This window comes from Nannocystis pusilla (assembly GCF_026626665.1).
Lineage (GTDB): Bacteria > Myxococcota_A > Polyangia > Nannocystales > Nannocystaceae > Nannocystis > Nannocystis pusilla.
The window spans coordinates 2,662,155-2,674,424 of the sequence record NZ_JAPNKE010000002.1 but is presented as its reverse complement, the minus strand read 5'-3'; the positions used below and the strand labels follow the sequence as shown (position 1 = coordinate 2,674,424).

Here is a 12,270-nt window from a genome sequence, read left to right as displayed (position 1 = left end):
CGGGAGCACGGAGCGAGGCCTCGCGCGAGGCCCCGCCCCTCTCGTGATCTCGGAGGATCAGCGCGTCGGCCGGCTCGTGGGCCCCGGAGCGGACTCCGACGGCGAGACGCTCTCGACCTTGAACAACACGTCGTATGCCGCCGTGTGCTGGTACCCCATCTGCGCCGTATACGAGTCCTTGTCCTTCACCGGGATGATGAACTTCTTGCCGTCGTCGTACGGCGTCCCCGGAGGCTTCGGTTCGCGAGCTGCGTGTAGGGCCCTGCGCCCGTGTCCGCGCCCGCCTTGGACTTCTTGACCTTGCCGTCGACCTCGGATTGCAGGTCCTTCGGCGGCCACGGGTGCGTCACTCCCCACTCCACCGTCGTCGCAGTGTGCGGGTAGAGCTCGGGGAGTTTCTGCAGCAGCTCGACCACCCAGCCCTGGGGGACGGCGTCGAGGCTGTTCCACACGACCCGGTTCCAGCACTGCCACGGCTGGTCCCGCAGGTCCACCGGCTTGAACTCCTGCGCGACGAATTTGAAGAGTTCGCCGTTGCCCGGGGTCGGACCGGCCGTCGGGTAGAAGTACACGTTCGCCCAGTCCGACTTGCTGAGCTGGCCGCCGTGCGAGTTGAACAGGGCGAGCGCGAGCGTCGGCGCGAGCGCGCCGCCGAGGCTGTGACCGCTGAAGACCAGCGTCGCGGACTTGCTGGTGGCGGACGCGAGATACTCCTGGAGCGTCTTCCCCGTCTTGCCGTCCGTCATGCCGAGCAAGTTGTTGACGCCGAGCGCGGTGCCGGCCGAGAGGAACGGCGTGAGCCCGGGCGGCGTGCTGTTGGACAGCGACGGGAAGGCCGCAGCCCACTCGACCGTCTTGTCGACCGCGTCGTCTTCCTGGGCGACGTCATAGAGGAGAGAGTTGAAGTTGGTGCCCGCGATGGCGACCACGAACATGGAGCGGTCGTGGTTCGCGGCCACGTACATGACGTTGTCCGCGATCTGAGCGGTCGCGTCGAGCCCGGTGTCGAACACGACCGGACCCCACACGGTCGACCAGGTGCCACCCATCTGCTCCTTGTAGGCGGTGTAGAAGTCGTCAGCTGCTCGCCGAGCCACTTCGCCAGGTTGTCGGTGGTGTCCTTGCGGTCTTGGTTACCGATCAAGTTGGACTGACGCGAGAGGCAGTACACCTGCTGCCACGGATCGAAGGTCGTAACGGAAGTCGCCATGAAGAACCTTTTCTTTCGAAGAGGAGTCACTCGGTACGCGGTGCGCGGGCGAGCCCGCCCTTGCCTGGCTTCGTCGCGAGGACGACCGGCCAGCGCGACCGCTCACGGGCATAGAGCGGCGACCCTCTCGTCCCGATCCAAAACTTCGCCGACGCGAAGCCCATCTCCGCGCACCCGTTCGACCGCCTCGCGCGCGAGCCTGCGTGAGCGCGCGACAGGCCCTCCGCACGAGCAGGTGTACGAGGCGGTGGGCACGTCGACGACTCGCGGGGCGTCGGCTTCCGCTTCAAGGACCTCGCCTCCATCGACTTCCAGCTCGGCCTGTCCGCGGCCGTCTGGGGCGGCTCTCTGTGGCTGATGACGAGGGTGGCCGTGCCCGCGCCGCGGACCGTGGTCTGGCGGATCGACGCCGGGTGAACGCGGCCAGTTTCACGTATCCTCGAGCGACGATGCTGCAAGACGACCTCCCCGCCGCGACCGTCGACGCCGTCGCCGCGCTCCTGCAAACCGCGAGGCGGATCCTCTTCATCACCGGCGCCGGCATGTCGGCAGACTCGGGTCTGCCGACGTACCGTGGGATCGGCGGCCTCTACGAGCGCAAGGACACCGACGAGGGCTTCCCGATCGAGGTCGCGTTGTCGGGGCGGATGTTGCAGTCGCGCCCGGAGGTGTGCTGGAAGTACATCGCCCAGATCGGGGCCGCGTGCGTCGGTGCGCGTCACAACCGCGGGCACGAGATCCTCGCCGCGATCGAGCGCGCGATCCCAGACACCTGGGTGCTCACGCAGAACGTCGACGGCTTTCACCGCGACGCCGGCTCGCGGCAGGTGATCGAGATTCACGGCAACGCGCGAAGCATCGTCTGCACCCGCTGCTCGCGCCGCGACACCGTCAGCGACTACCACGCCCTGGCGCTCCCGCCGATGTGCCCGGCCTGCGGCCACGTCCTGCGCCCCGAGGTGGTGCTGTTCGGCGAGATCCTGCCGCCCGAAGCGACCGAGGCGTACGAGCGCGAGACCCGGCTCGGCTTCGATCTGGTGGTGTCGATCGGCACCACCAGCGTGTTTCCGTACATCGCCGCGCCGGTCATCGAGGCGCACGAGCAGGGGATCCCGACCGTCGAGATCAACCCCGGCGACAGCGAGGTCTCGCGGTTCGTCGACCATCGTATCCGCTCCCGCGCCGCGGTCGCGCTCCAGGCCCTGTGGCAGCGCTTCGCGGCGTCCCGCGCCTGACGGCCGCGGATCGACTCGACGTCTCGCGCGACGCAGTCCGCCCTCGCTCGGGAAGCGCCGTCACCGTAGCGACCCGCATCCTGGTGGGTGAACGCGTCGAGCGACCGGACGCGGCACTTCCACGCGATACGAGCGCCGGCTATGCTTCGCAGACGCCATGGGCAGCGACTACCAGCGAATCAAGATCTCCGAGGTCGTCGACGACCTCATCGTCCTGGAAGTCACCGAGTGCCATCCGGACATGGCCGCCGTCGGCTGGCTGCTCAGTGGCAAGACACGCGACGTCGATCCTGCCACGCCGTTGACCGTCGGGCCCATTCCGGCGGCCATGGCATCGCTTGCTCGTACCTTCGCCGCCCAGCTGCTGACCGAATACGGCGACAGCGACTTCAAGGCTGCCGCCTGCCGGCAGTCCGACGAACATGAAGATGGCCATCAGGCCGACACGTTCATCGCCGATGTCGCCGTGCGTGCCCTGGAGCCGCTCGCCCGCGCCAACGACCGCGGCTGGCTGTATCGCGCCACGCTGGCGATCCGCCTCGCGGACCCGGCTCTGGCGCGCGGCTTTCAGCTCGGCGACGCGTACGTCGCCCGCGCGTGCCCCAACGGCGAGTGGTACCTCGATTGAAGCGCCTGGGCTCACCACGCATCTGCCGGGCGAGCCGCGCGCGTGGACGTGATCGCGCTTGCCCGCAAGTCCGTGCCCGGCGCGGGGCGGATGAGGCTACGTCGAGCGGGCGCAGCCGCGGTCGGTGGCGTCGTTCGCGGAAGCCGGCGAATGCGCCCCGTCGTAGTGGCGGTCGCGCAGGACGATGCTGCGTACCGGCCCGCTCCTGTCGTCCTCGATGACCTCGTCCCACGAGAAGAACACCAGCTCGGGCTGCGGCCGTCGCGGCACGACGAGCGCGCCGCTGCTGGACAGCATCGGCAGGTGTTCTTCCACCTGCGGAGCCAGGACGACCTGGATGCCGGTCGGGTCCTCGGAGGCCACGACGCCGCGTCGAAGCGCTGCTTGGCCTTTGTAGACGTTGACGGGGGCGCCGATGGATTGCATGGTGGTGCCGCCTGGGGTTGCGGGGTCATCCACACGCGGCGCAGCGCTGCCATCATGCACGCGGCGTCGCATGACAGTCATAGCGCGTCGAACGGCATCGGCCAGCCGGACTCCGATCGGACACGTCATTCTCCGCCTACGAGGAATATTCGGACGGCCGCGTGTGCCCGAGCTTGCTCGGCCGACGAAGCCGCGTTGACGCCGCCATGCCCTCGCGGACTGATTCAAAGCAGCCGCCGGATCCGGGCGCGAACGCGGTTTCGTCCGCGCAACGCCGGCTTGGCTCCACGCAAGCTCGGGATGGTTGCAGGTACACCTCCGACATCGCCGCGTGCGACCCGACGAGCGCACGCAGGCGCCCCGACATCGCCACGCGCCGCCGACGAGCTACGCAGGCACGCGAAACCTCTCGGAGCCTCTCCGCGCTCCTGCGAGCCTATGAAGTTTTGCAGGACCTTCCGGCGCTGCCTTCGAGCTCGACGAAGCGAAACTAGTACAGCCGCCCCGAAGTTCTTCGAGGGTTGTTAGGCCTGTGGCGTGAGGACCCACCCGAAGTCCGCGACGAGCGCCTCGAGCAGTGCGTCGCGGGGGGCGCGGAGGGGAGTCGGTTGCCAGCGGCCCGTGTGGGTGGCCATCTCAAGCTGCCAGATCTGGCCGGCCACGCGGCGCAGGCGAGCGTGCGGGATAGGGTCGTTTGAGGGACCGGACTCGAGGGTGATGAGCGCCCCGCGGTGGCGGACGCGGATGTGCGCGAGGTTTGGACGACGGCGAAAGAACTGTTCGACGGCGCGAAGGTCGTCGTCCGTGTCGGGGACGGCGCGGCGGGCGGTGGTTCGAGGGCGGCTCATGAGGCGAGTCGCCGCTCATTCTGGACGAAGTGGCCGCGGAAGGTCCAGTTGAACGGGTGGGCCTCCTTGCGGTTCCAGTGCCGGATGAAGCCCCTCACGGCGCGAAGCAACGCGTCGGCGTCGGGGAAGTCGGCGTGGCGCAGGACGCGACGCTGGAGCAGCGAGAACCAGATCTCGATCTGGTTGACCCACGACGCGTGCAGCGGCGTGTAGACGAAGTGGAACCGGCCGCCGTGACGCTTGTTGAAGCGGGCCCAGCGCTCCTCTCGACCATCGTAGTGGATGTTGAGGTTGTCCCAGACGACGTACACGTCGCCGGTCGGGTACTTGCGCGCCAGGCCCTCCATGAATGCGACGAGGTCCTTGGCTTCGCGCCCTGCCTTGCACTCGCCGAACAGCTCGCCGGTGCGAACATCGAAGGCGCCGAACAGGCACCACGTACCACGTCGGATGTACTCGAACTCGAAGCGACCGGCCCGTCCAGGGGCCGGAAGCTTGGTCGGAAACCGGCGTCCGAGTGCTTGCATGCCGGTCTTCTCGTCGACGCAGATGACATGAGCCTCGTCCGGCGGGTGATGATAGAGGTCGCAGATATGCTGTACTTTGGGACAGAACTCAGGATCGGGGCTGTGCAGCCACAACCTCATCTTGTGAGGTCTGAAGTCCTCGTTGCGGAGGATCCTGCCCACCTCGGACACGCTGAGCTTCACGCCCGTCTCGCGCAGCAGCACCTTCGCCAGGGCCCCGTAGGTCCACGTGGTCTGGTGCTTGACACCGTGGTTTTCCGGCTTGTCGCATGCGAGCTTGATGAGCTCGCACCGCGTTGCCGCGGAGACCCGCGCTGGACGGCCGCTGCGCGGCAGATCTGCGAGCGTGCTCACCCGGCCGTCCTCGGCGAAGCGCTGGCGCCACTGCCTCACGGTGTCGACGTGGCAGCCCACTCGCCGAGCAATCTCGGCGTTCGGAAGCCCTTGGGCCGCCAGCAGCACGATCCTGGCTCGCTGAACCAGGCGCGCCTCGACGCAACGACTCCGCGCCAGCGCCTCCAGCTCCTTGCGGACGGACGGCGCCAGGCGGAGTCGCTGCGCTCTCGGTCCCGGCACACCGATGAGATCGTTTTCGCGCGCTCTCTATTTCAAGGCCTACGGCCCCTTCAGCGATGGATCCAGGTGGATCCATGAACCGCCGCCGTCGATAAACCCCTGGAGAACTTCGGAGCGGCTGTACTAGTTTCACCGGACATCTGTCCGGGGCGCAGCGCCGTGCGATTCTGGGCCGTGTGCGAATATTCCAGGTCTCCTGGTGCCATCATTCGTCGCGCAACGCCCGCGAAGTGCCACTCGAGCTTGCGCCGGTCTTCGGGTCCACGGCCGGAGGGCTCGAGCTCGTGGGGCGGTCGCCGTGTACGCAGACGTGCCGACACTGCCTCGCTTGTCGACGGCTCGCACCCCACTGCTGGCTGCCGTCCGCCGCGTCGACCTGCCGGCGTCGTTCCGCTGTCCGTCGAGACAGCTCCTCATCGCGGCCCTTTGTATGTCTGGAAGAACATGTCATATGGGACATGTCCCAAGGACAAGGAACCTGTCGCCCCGTGGCGCGAATGAGGACGGGCGTGACGTCGCGCCCGATCGTCGCGAACGAACCGGGAACCTCTCGCCCGAGCCGCTGTCGATAGCCGGCCTGCGACGTTCCCCAGGAGCGTCGCGCCAAAGGGGTCGTCATGCGCCGGATCTTGTTCGCGGTGTCGTGCGCGTCGTTCGCGTACGGCGCGTCCTTGTCTACCAGCCATGCTGCGCAGTCGGTGGCCGAGTGCGTCCAGGTGGCGCCCGAAGCCAGCCCGCGCGGGATGTCGCTGCGGGTCCACAATCAATGTGAGGTCACGGTCCGCTGCGAGCTGCGCTGGAACGTGCAGTGCGAGGGCGACACCGCGGACACGCCTGCGCGGCCGATGAGCCTGGTGGTCCGCCTCGCCCCCGGCCACGCGCGTGATCTCCTCGCCTCCGGTGAGGCATGTGGCGAGCGGATCTGGGAGATCGCCGACGACGCGTGGGAGTGCGCGGAGGTGCGGTGAGCCGTTCGCCGCGTGGTGGCGGGCGCGCCGCGGTCGCGCTCAATCGAGCGAACAGTTGATGAAGCCCATCTCGAGCGGCCGGATCACGTCGAGCACCGTCGACGACAGCGAGTAAGCGTCGACCGCCGGCGAGTTCAGGCGCATGAACTCGAGCGTCAGCGCGCGGCCGTTGGCCGGCGCCGTCACCAGCCTCAAGCACAGGTCCAGCGCCGCGCGGGCCTCGGCGTTCATGGCGATCGACACCTTGAACGTCGGCGGCGAGAAGCTCCACTTGCCGCGCTCGCTGACGGTCACCCCGCTCGAACCCTCGATCTCGAGCACGTCCGAAGCGAACTTCGTCCCGAGCGCGAGCTGTTGAAGCTCGAGCGCAGCTTCAGCGCGCCCGCGTCCTTGAAGGTCACCAGCAGGTCGCGGAGGTCGTTGGCCACCACCTTCGGCGGCAGCGTCGTCGAGGGCGGCGGCGCTGCGGGCACCGGTCCGGGCGGCGACGTCAGCGCGTCCTTCTTGCCCGGCTCTTTCTGCTTCTGCGCCGCGGCCACGCTGTAGGACAACGCCGACGCTCCCGCGAGCGCGAGGGCGAGGCCGAGGAGCTTCGGGGCGGAGCGAGCGTGACGGGACCGCATGCTCGTTCGTTGTCCCAACTCCGGCCACCGCAATCAACGTGCGGATCCGCCCGATGTCTCCTGGACACCGCTGCGCGCCGACGCGCCGCCAACCAGGGTCCCGCTGAGTGCGCTGGGCGAGCGGCGTGCGTCGGCCGCACCGCGACGGCCAGCGTACACAGCCATGGCGACGCGGTCGTGCGCGTCGCGCCGAGGGGTTCGGCCTGGGCGTCGCGAGCTCAAGGCCCGACGTCCATGCGCTTGCGAGCTGCGCCGCAGACGCGTCCCTTTCGCTGTCGCCGGCGCCCGGCTCGCAAGCACACGCGCCGCCTGCGGTGACGCGGGCGCACGACAGAGCGATCCGCCCGAGGATCGCGTCGGGTCGACGAAATTCAGGTCTGTGCTCGGCGCGCCGGTGGCCGCGTCCCGCGCCGGCGAGCGGCGCGGCGAACGCATCGCGTTCGACGACATCGACGTGACTGTCTCGAAGAACATGCCGCATGAGACATGTCTTGAAGGACATTCAATCGATCTACGCGGCAGTGTTCGAAGGCGGCCGCGCGACTCATCGGCAGTCGTCCCTGCCTACTTCCGTCGCCGAACGCCACGCCTCGGACGTCGTATGCAGCACGGCCCGCTCGCAGTCGGTATCGAGGCCGAGGGCAGACGCCCTGTTCGTTGCACGTCGACCCGCTCGCCGACAATCCGAACATCCCTCCCCAGGTGCTCCGGCCTCGCGGCGGCCGTCAGCAGCGTCGCCACGCGCGAACCGTGCAGCGCCACCGTTCGCTCGCGCGTCGCCAGCGTGCAGCCGCAGCCGGCCCCATGCGGCGTCTGCGGGCTCGAGCTCCGCGAGGCGGCCGCGTCGGATCGGTCGCCGCTCTGCGACAGGACCACGTTAATCAAGTGTCCAGCCCCCTCGAGGGGGACTGGACCGTGGCGCCCACACCAGGAATCGAACCTGGGACCTACAGTTTAGGAAACTGTCGCTCTATCCAACTGAGCTATGCGAGCGAGACCGGGAGGGTGGCCGAAGTACACCCTCTCCGCAAGAGCCGAAAGCAGCGCGAGGGCCGCGGGGGCCCCCCGGCCGATCTTGGTCGCAGGGCCCGAGAGGCCGAGGAGGGCCGCGAGGGCGACCGGCCCGAGGGCCTTGACTGGGGCGCCATGCTGGGCGCCGCATGATCGTGCGGAAGCGCTCGTCCTGCTCCGCGTCTTTTGTGCCGCCCGGACCGCCCGAGACGGGGTCGGGGATCCAACGCCGGCCGCGCCTCGAACGACGCCGTCGGCGGCGCGGGGTGCGTCTGGATGCGGGTGGAGCGGGTGAGCGCCCGGACCTGGCGCTGCGCGACGAGCGAGCGCGCGCCGGGGTCCTGAACTGCTCGCTCGAGAGGCGCAATTCATTTCGCGGAACATCGCCGCGAGAACTTCCGAAGCGAGCCTGCGCTCTGCGACGGGACCGAGGGGAGCGCGGTCGGGCGCCTCTCGAGCGATTGCGAATCGTACGTGATGCCGCAGCTCGAGGGGCGCACGGCCGGGTCGTGCTGGACTGCGTGCACTTCGAGGCGACAGAGGGGCGCGGTCGAGCTGCGCGTGACGGCCCGGCGCGACATGCCCGGACGCGGGCGTGCTAGGATGAAAGTGTGACAGCGCCAGATTCACGTCGAAGACCAGTCATCTCGGCCGCACTGTCCGAAGCGGACCTGTCCGCCCTGCAGGCCCGTTTCGCGGCCGCGGCCGGAGCTGCGCCCGTCCTCGCCTCCGCTCCTTCGCCCGACCTTGCCGGCTCGCCCGTCATCGACGTCACCGACGCGACCTTCCAGGCCGAGGTCGTCGAGCGGTCGCTGCATGTGCCCGTGATCGTCGACCTGTGGGCCGCCTGGTGCGGGCCGTGCTCGGTGCTCTCGCCCTCTTTGGAGTGGCTGGCCGGCGAGGCGAACGGCGCCTGGGTCCTCGCCAAGTTGAACGCCGACGAGAACCCGCGCATCGGACAGATGCTCGGCCTCCAGTCGATCCCGATGGTCGTCGTCGTCAAGGGCGGCCAGCCCGTGGGTGCGTTCACGGGCGTTCCAAAGGAGCCGGCGATCAGGGAGTGGCTGTCCGGCCTGCTCGACGCGTCCGCGGCGTAGCCCGTCACGCGTACTCGCCGAGCACGCCGCCGCTCCCGCAGTGAGTCCTGTCCTCGCGGCTCGACCTCCGACTCGTCCTCGGCGGCGGTTTTCAGCGCGCTCGTCGTCCTCATCGCCCTGGCGCTCGCTCACCTGTCGCTGCGTGCATGGTTGCTGTCCGCGAAGTTCATGTCGGCCGGATCCAGGCCAGCGCGAATCGCACGACATGTCCCATGAGTCATTGACCATTCGAATCGAAGCATGAGAGGCCTCGAGCGCCGAGCTCCCCAGGCATGCTTCCGGACCTCGCTCTCGGCTGCCTTCTCGTCGCTCGGAGCGGGCCCGAGGCGGATCGGCCGTGCTGCTGCTGCCGCCAGGGGGCAGACCCGCGCCTGCGGATGACCTGCCGAGCGTGCCACCGCGACGAGACGAACTGCGCTGCGCTCGAGAAGCATCGGGTAGCATCGCGCGCATGGCCACGAAGCCGAGCACCGGCAAGAAGACCGCGGCAGCGAAAAAGCCCGCGACCAAGAAAGCGACGAAGCAAACCGCCGCGAAGAAAGCCGCGAAGAAATCGACGGCCAAGAAGCCCGCGACGAAATCGGCCGCCAAGAAGACCACGAAGAAACCGGCGGCCAACAAGACCACCACGAAGCGCCCCAAGGTCGATCCTCTGCGCGAGGTCGCCTGGGACGTCCACTGTGCTTTCGACGCCGAGGATGCCACACCCGCCGTCCAGATCGAGTTCGTCGAAGGCTACCTGGAGACCGCGAAGGACCGCGGAATCGCCGTCGACTTCGACACTGCCCTGCTCTACTGCGCCGAGGTCCTCGACCTCGAGGAGAGCGCGCTGCGGGCCACCTGCGAGGGCCACGCGCGCAAGCTCGCGGCTGTCCGCGGCGCCGCGAGTCCGGCTGGCGAGCTCGACGCCCTGATCGCGCTGTGCAGCGACGAGGGCCGCAACGGCGAGAGCTTCGAGGAGCACGGCGCCCGGGCCGTGCGCGACGCCTGGCCGCGCCTCGGTCCCGAGCTCGGCCGGCGCTTGCTCGCCGAGCGTCAGGACCTGCGGCTGCGCAACGCCGGGCCGTTCGCCACGCTCGTCGGCTTCGAGGCCGCCCGCGACGTGCGCTGGCTCGAGCTCGAGGTCACTCCCGACTGCGACCTCACCCCCCTCGCCAGCCTGACGCGCCTTGCGACCCTGCGCCTGGTCGGCAAGCTCGACGGGTTCGCGGTCCTGGCCCGGCTGCCCAAGTTGACGACGCTGCACACTCAGGCCAACGCCGCCGGCATCGCCGAACTGGCGAGCTTTCCCATCTTGCGGGTCCTCGACCTCGTCGTCGCCGCGGACGTCTCGATCGCCGGCCTCCTCGACCTCCAGCACTTGAACTTCCTGATTCTGCAGGCCGGCCTTCGGTCGCTCGACGACGTCACTGCCGCCACCATCGCCGCGCTCGCCAGGAAGAAGTCGCGCTTGCTCCGGCTCGCCGAACACGAGGGTTGGCCCCTGCAGCTCACGCTCCCGTATCGCCGCACGCCGGGCTACGTCGACCTCAATTTCCGCTGAGTCCCGGCGTCGCCCGCGGCCGTCTCGCCGCCAGAGCGGCCGCCGAAGTGCGGACTCCCGCGACGCGCGCCTCCGGGACCGCACGATGCGTCTGTCTCTTGGGCCATCTCCGCCCTCACCTGCTCCCCTGCCCCGGGAGCGCACGAGTGCGCAGCCTCCGCAGGGGCAGACCGACGTCGGATCTGGGCGCCGCCCTGCTAAAGATCGACGGGATGTCGATCAGCCGGATGGTCGTGTTCCTCGGGCTCGTCCTCACCGTGTCCGCGGGGATCCATTACTACCTGTGGGCTCGACTCGTGCGTGACATCGGCTGGCCCATGCCCTGGGGTCGCGTCCTCGGCTGGGCCATCGTCGCGCTCGCCCTCGCCTTCCCGCTGTTTCAGATGGCCTCGCGGTCGCTCCCGCGGGAGGTCGCCACCCCGATCTCCTGGGTCGTCTACGGCTGGCTCGGCCTGATGTTCCTCCTGTTCGTCCTCCTCATCCCGGCCGACCTCGTCCGCGGGCTCGCCTGGCTCATCGAGCGGCTCGCAGGCACTCCGGCCGACCCGGCGCGGCGGCAATTCCTGGCCCGGCTGTTCGGCGGTCTGGTCGGCGCCGGCGCGCTCGGGGCCGCCGGCTACGGCGTCTGGTCGGTGCTGCGGCCGATCGCGGTCAAGCCGGTCAAGGTCCCGCTCGCGGGCCTCCCCGACCCCTTCGCCGGCTTCGTCATCGCCCAGATCACCGATGTCCACGTCGGCCCCACCATCGGCCGCGCCTTCCTCGAGGAGCTCGTCGCCAAGACCAACGCCATGGAGCCCGACGTCGTCGCCATCACCGGCGACCTCGTCGACGGCACCGTGGCTCGCCTCGGGCCTCTGCTCGAGCCGCTCTCCCGGCTCAAGGCCCGGCACGGCGTCTACTTCGTCACCGGCAACCACGAGTACTTCTCGGGCGCCGCCGAATGGGTCGCGCACCTCGCCACGCTCGGCGTGCGGGTCCTGCGCAACGAGCGGGTCAGTATCGAGAGAGAAGGCGCCGCGCTCGATCTGGCCGGCATCGACGACCCGACCGGCGGCAACTTCCTGCCCGATCACGGCCCCGACCTCGCCGGGGCGCTCGCCGGCCGCGATCCGGCCCGCCCGCTCGTGCTCCTCGCCCACCAGCCGCGCCAGGTCCACGAGGCCGCCGAGCACGGCGTGTCCCTCCAGATCTCCGGGCACACCCACGGCGGCCAGATCTTCCCCTTCAACTTCCTCGTGCCGCTGCAGCAGCCGTTCGTCGCCGGTCTGCACCGCGTGCGGGACACCGCCATCTACGTCAGCCGTGGCACCGGCTACTGGGGTCCGCCGATGCGCGTCGGCGCGCCGGCCGAGCTGACCCGGATCGAACTCGCGCGCGCCTGATCGCGCGTGGGGTCTGCGAACCTCAAGGCCGAGCAGGCCGAGATCGCTTGTCGGAGATTGCGGCAACCGAGCCGGAGCCACTGATTCCCGGCGTCCTGAGCGATCTGGGTCCAAAGTGTAATGGGGAGGTAATTATCCGACATACGGGTGTGCGGCGGGTTTCGCACCCCCGGGTGATCCGGTCGACCCTGCTCGG

At 69.3% G+C, this 12,270-nt stretch carries 13 protein-coding genes and 1 tRNA gene; 6 read left to right on the top strand and 8 right to left on the bottom strand.

Annotated features, from left to right (window positions below; translation table 11 throughout):
* Positions 1–57 precede the first annotated feature (57 nt).
* Positions 58–189: a hypothetical protein gene (locus tag OV079_RS11645; protein ID WP_267768261.1), complete on the bottom strand. Its 132-nt coding sequence runs from the start codon at positions 187–189 to the stop codon at positions 58–60.
* On the bottom strand, positions 186–1,097 hold the full coding sequence (locus OV079_RS55770; protein WP_267768259.1) for a lipase family protein: 912 nt from the start codon (positions 1,095–1,097) through the stop codon (positions 186–188). The genes OV079_RS11645 and OV079_RS55770 overlap by 4 nt, the downstream gene beginning before the upstream one ends.
* A gap of 562 nt (positions 1,098–1,659) precedes the next feature.
* Here OV079_RS55770 and OV079_RS11635 point away from each other — a divergent pair.
* A complete protein-coding gene (locus OV079_RS11635) occupies positions 1,660–2,445 on the top strand; it encodes an NAD-dependent protein deacylase (RefSeq protein WP_267768258.1) in 786 nt (261 codons plus the stop codon).
* 157 nt (positions 2,446–2,602) lie between these two features.
* Positions 2,603–3,073 (top strand): hypothetical protein, encoded by a 471-nt coding sequence (locus OV079_RS11630; RefSeq protein ID WP_267768257.1) that lies wholly within the window; start codon positions 2,603–2,605, stop codon positions 3,071–3,073.
* Between the two features lie 96 nt (positions 3,074–3,169).
* Here OV079_RS11630 and OV079_RS11625 read toward each other — a convergent pair whose 3' ends face one another.
* The 3 genes from OV079_RS11625 to OV079_RS11615 form a co-directional block, all read right to left on the bottom strand.
* A complete protein-coding gene (locus OV079_RS11625) occupies positions 3,170–3,499 on the bottom strand; it encodes a hypothetical protein (RefSeq protein ID WP_267768256.1) in 330 nt (109 codons plus the stop codon).
* 524 nt (positions 3,500–4,023) lie between these two features.
* Positions 4,024–4,347, bottom strand: coding sequence for a hypothetical protein (locus tag OV079_RS11620; RefSeq protein ID WP_267768255.1), 324 nt, complete (start codon positions 4,345–4,347; stop codon positions 4,024–4,026).
* On the bottom strand, positions 4,344–5,450 hold the full coding sequence (locus OV079_RS11615; protein WP_267768253.1) for an IS630 family transposase: 1,107 nt from the start codon (positions 5,448–5,450) through the stop codon (positions 4,344–4,346). The genes OV079_RS11620 and OV079_RS11615 overlap by 4 nt, the downstream gene beginning before the upstream one ends.
* 617 nt (positions 5,451–6,067) lie before the next feature.
* On the opposite strand from OV079_RS11615, the gene OV079_RS11610 reads away from it, so the two are divergent.
* A complete protein-coding gene (locus tag OV079_RS11610; protein WP_267768251.1) occupies positions 6,068–6,418 on the top strand; it encodes a hypothetical protein in 351 nt (116 codons plus the stop codon).
* 39 nt (positions 6,419–6,457) lie between these two features.
* Here OV079_RS11610 and OV079_RS11605 read toward each other — a convergent pair whose 3' ends face one another.
* The 3 genes from OV079_RS11605 to OV079_RS11595 all read right to left on the bottom strand — a co-directional run bounded on the left by OV079_RS11605 (position 6,458) and on the right by OV079_RS11595 (position 8,034).
* A complete protein-coding gene (locus OV079_RS11605; RefSeq protein ID WP_267768249.1) occupies positions 6,458–6,739 on the bottom strand; it encodes a hypothetical protein in 282 nt (93 codons plus the stop codon).
* Positions 6,709–7,041 (bottom strand): hypothetical protein, encoded by a 333-nt coding sequence (locus tag OV079_RS11600; RefSeq protein WP_267768248.1) that lies wholly within the window; start codon positions 7,039–7,041, stop codon positions 6,709–6,711. The genes OV079_RS11605 and OV079_RS11600 overlap by 31 nt, the downstream gene beginning before the upstream one ends.
* 916 nt (positions 7,042–7,957) lie before the next feature.
* Positions 7,958–8,034: transfer RNA gene (locus tag OV079_RS11595), tRNA-Arg, on the bottom strand.
* Positions 8,035–8,663: 629 nt separating this feature from the next.
* Between OV079_RS11595 and OV079_RS11590 the strand changes: the two genes are divergently transcribed.
* From OV079_RS11590 to OV079_RS11580, 3 genes are all read left to right on the top strand, one after another.
* Positions 8,664–9,149 carry a thioredoxin family protein gene (locus tag OV079_RS11590; RefSeq protein ID WP_267768246.1) on the top strand — a complete coding sequence of 162 codons (486 nt, stop codon included), beginning with the start codon at positions 8,664–8,666 and terminating at the stop codon, positions 9,147–9,149.
* A 451-nt stretch (positions 9,150–9,600) separates the two neighbouring features.
* Positions 9,601–10,692, top strand: coding sequence for a hypothetical protein (locus tag OV079_RS11585; RefSeq protein WP_267768245.1), 1,092 nt, complete (start codon positions 9,601–9,603; stop codon positions 10,690–10,692).
* Positions 10,693–10,904: 212 nt separating this feature from the next.
* The gene (locus OV079_RS11580) at positions 10,905–12,074 is read left to right on the top strand and encodes a metallophosphoesterase (RefSeq protein WP_267768243.1); all 1,170 of its coding nucleotides are present in this window, start codon (positions 10,905–10,907) and stop codon (positions 12,072–12,074) included.
* Positions 12,075–12,270 lie beyond the last annotated feature (196 nt).

What these genes read in the sequence shown, in the direction of transcription:
- OV079_RS11630 (WP_267768257.1), top strand. Translation starts at nt 2,603, where the DNA reads ATGGGCAGCGACTACCAGCGAATCAAGATCTCCGAGGTCGTCGACGAC.
- OV079_RS11580 (WP_267768243.1), top strand. Translation starts at nt 10,905, where the DNA reads ATGTCGATCAGCCGGATGGTCGTGTTCCTCGGGCTCGTCCTCACCGTG.
- OV079_RS11600 (WP_267768248.1), bottom strand. Translation starts at nt 7,041, where the DNA reads ATGCGGTCCCGTCACGCTCGCTCCGCCCCGAAGCTCCTCGGCCTCGCC.
- OV079_RS11635 (WP_267768258.1), top strand. Translation starts at nt 1,660, where the DNA reads ATGCTGCAAGACGACCTCCCCGCCGCGACCGTCGACGCCGTCGCCGCG.
- OV079_RS11625 (WP_267768256.1), bottom strand. Translation starts at nt 3,499, where the DNA reads ATGCAATCCATCGGCGCCCCCGTCAACGTCTACAAAGGCCAAGCAGCG.
- OV079_RS11585 (WP_267768245.1), top strand. Translation starts at nt 9,601, where the DNA reads ATGGCCACGAAGCCGAGCACCGGCAAGAAGACCGCGGCAGCGAAAAAG.
- OV079_RS11620 (WP_267768255.1), bottom strand. Translation starts at nt 4,347, where the DNA reads ATGAGCCGCCCTCGAACCACCGCCCGCCGCGCCGTCCCCGACACGGAC.
- OV079_RS11610 (WP_267768251.1), top strand. Translation starts at nt 6,068, where the DNA reads ATGCGCCGGATCTTGTTCGCGGTGTCGTGCGCGTCGTTCGCGTACGGC.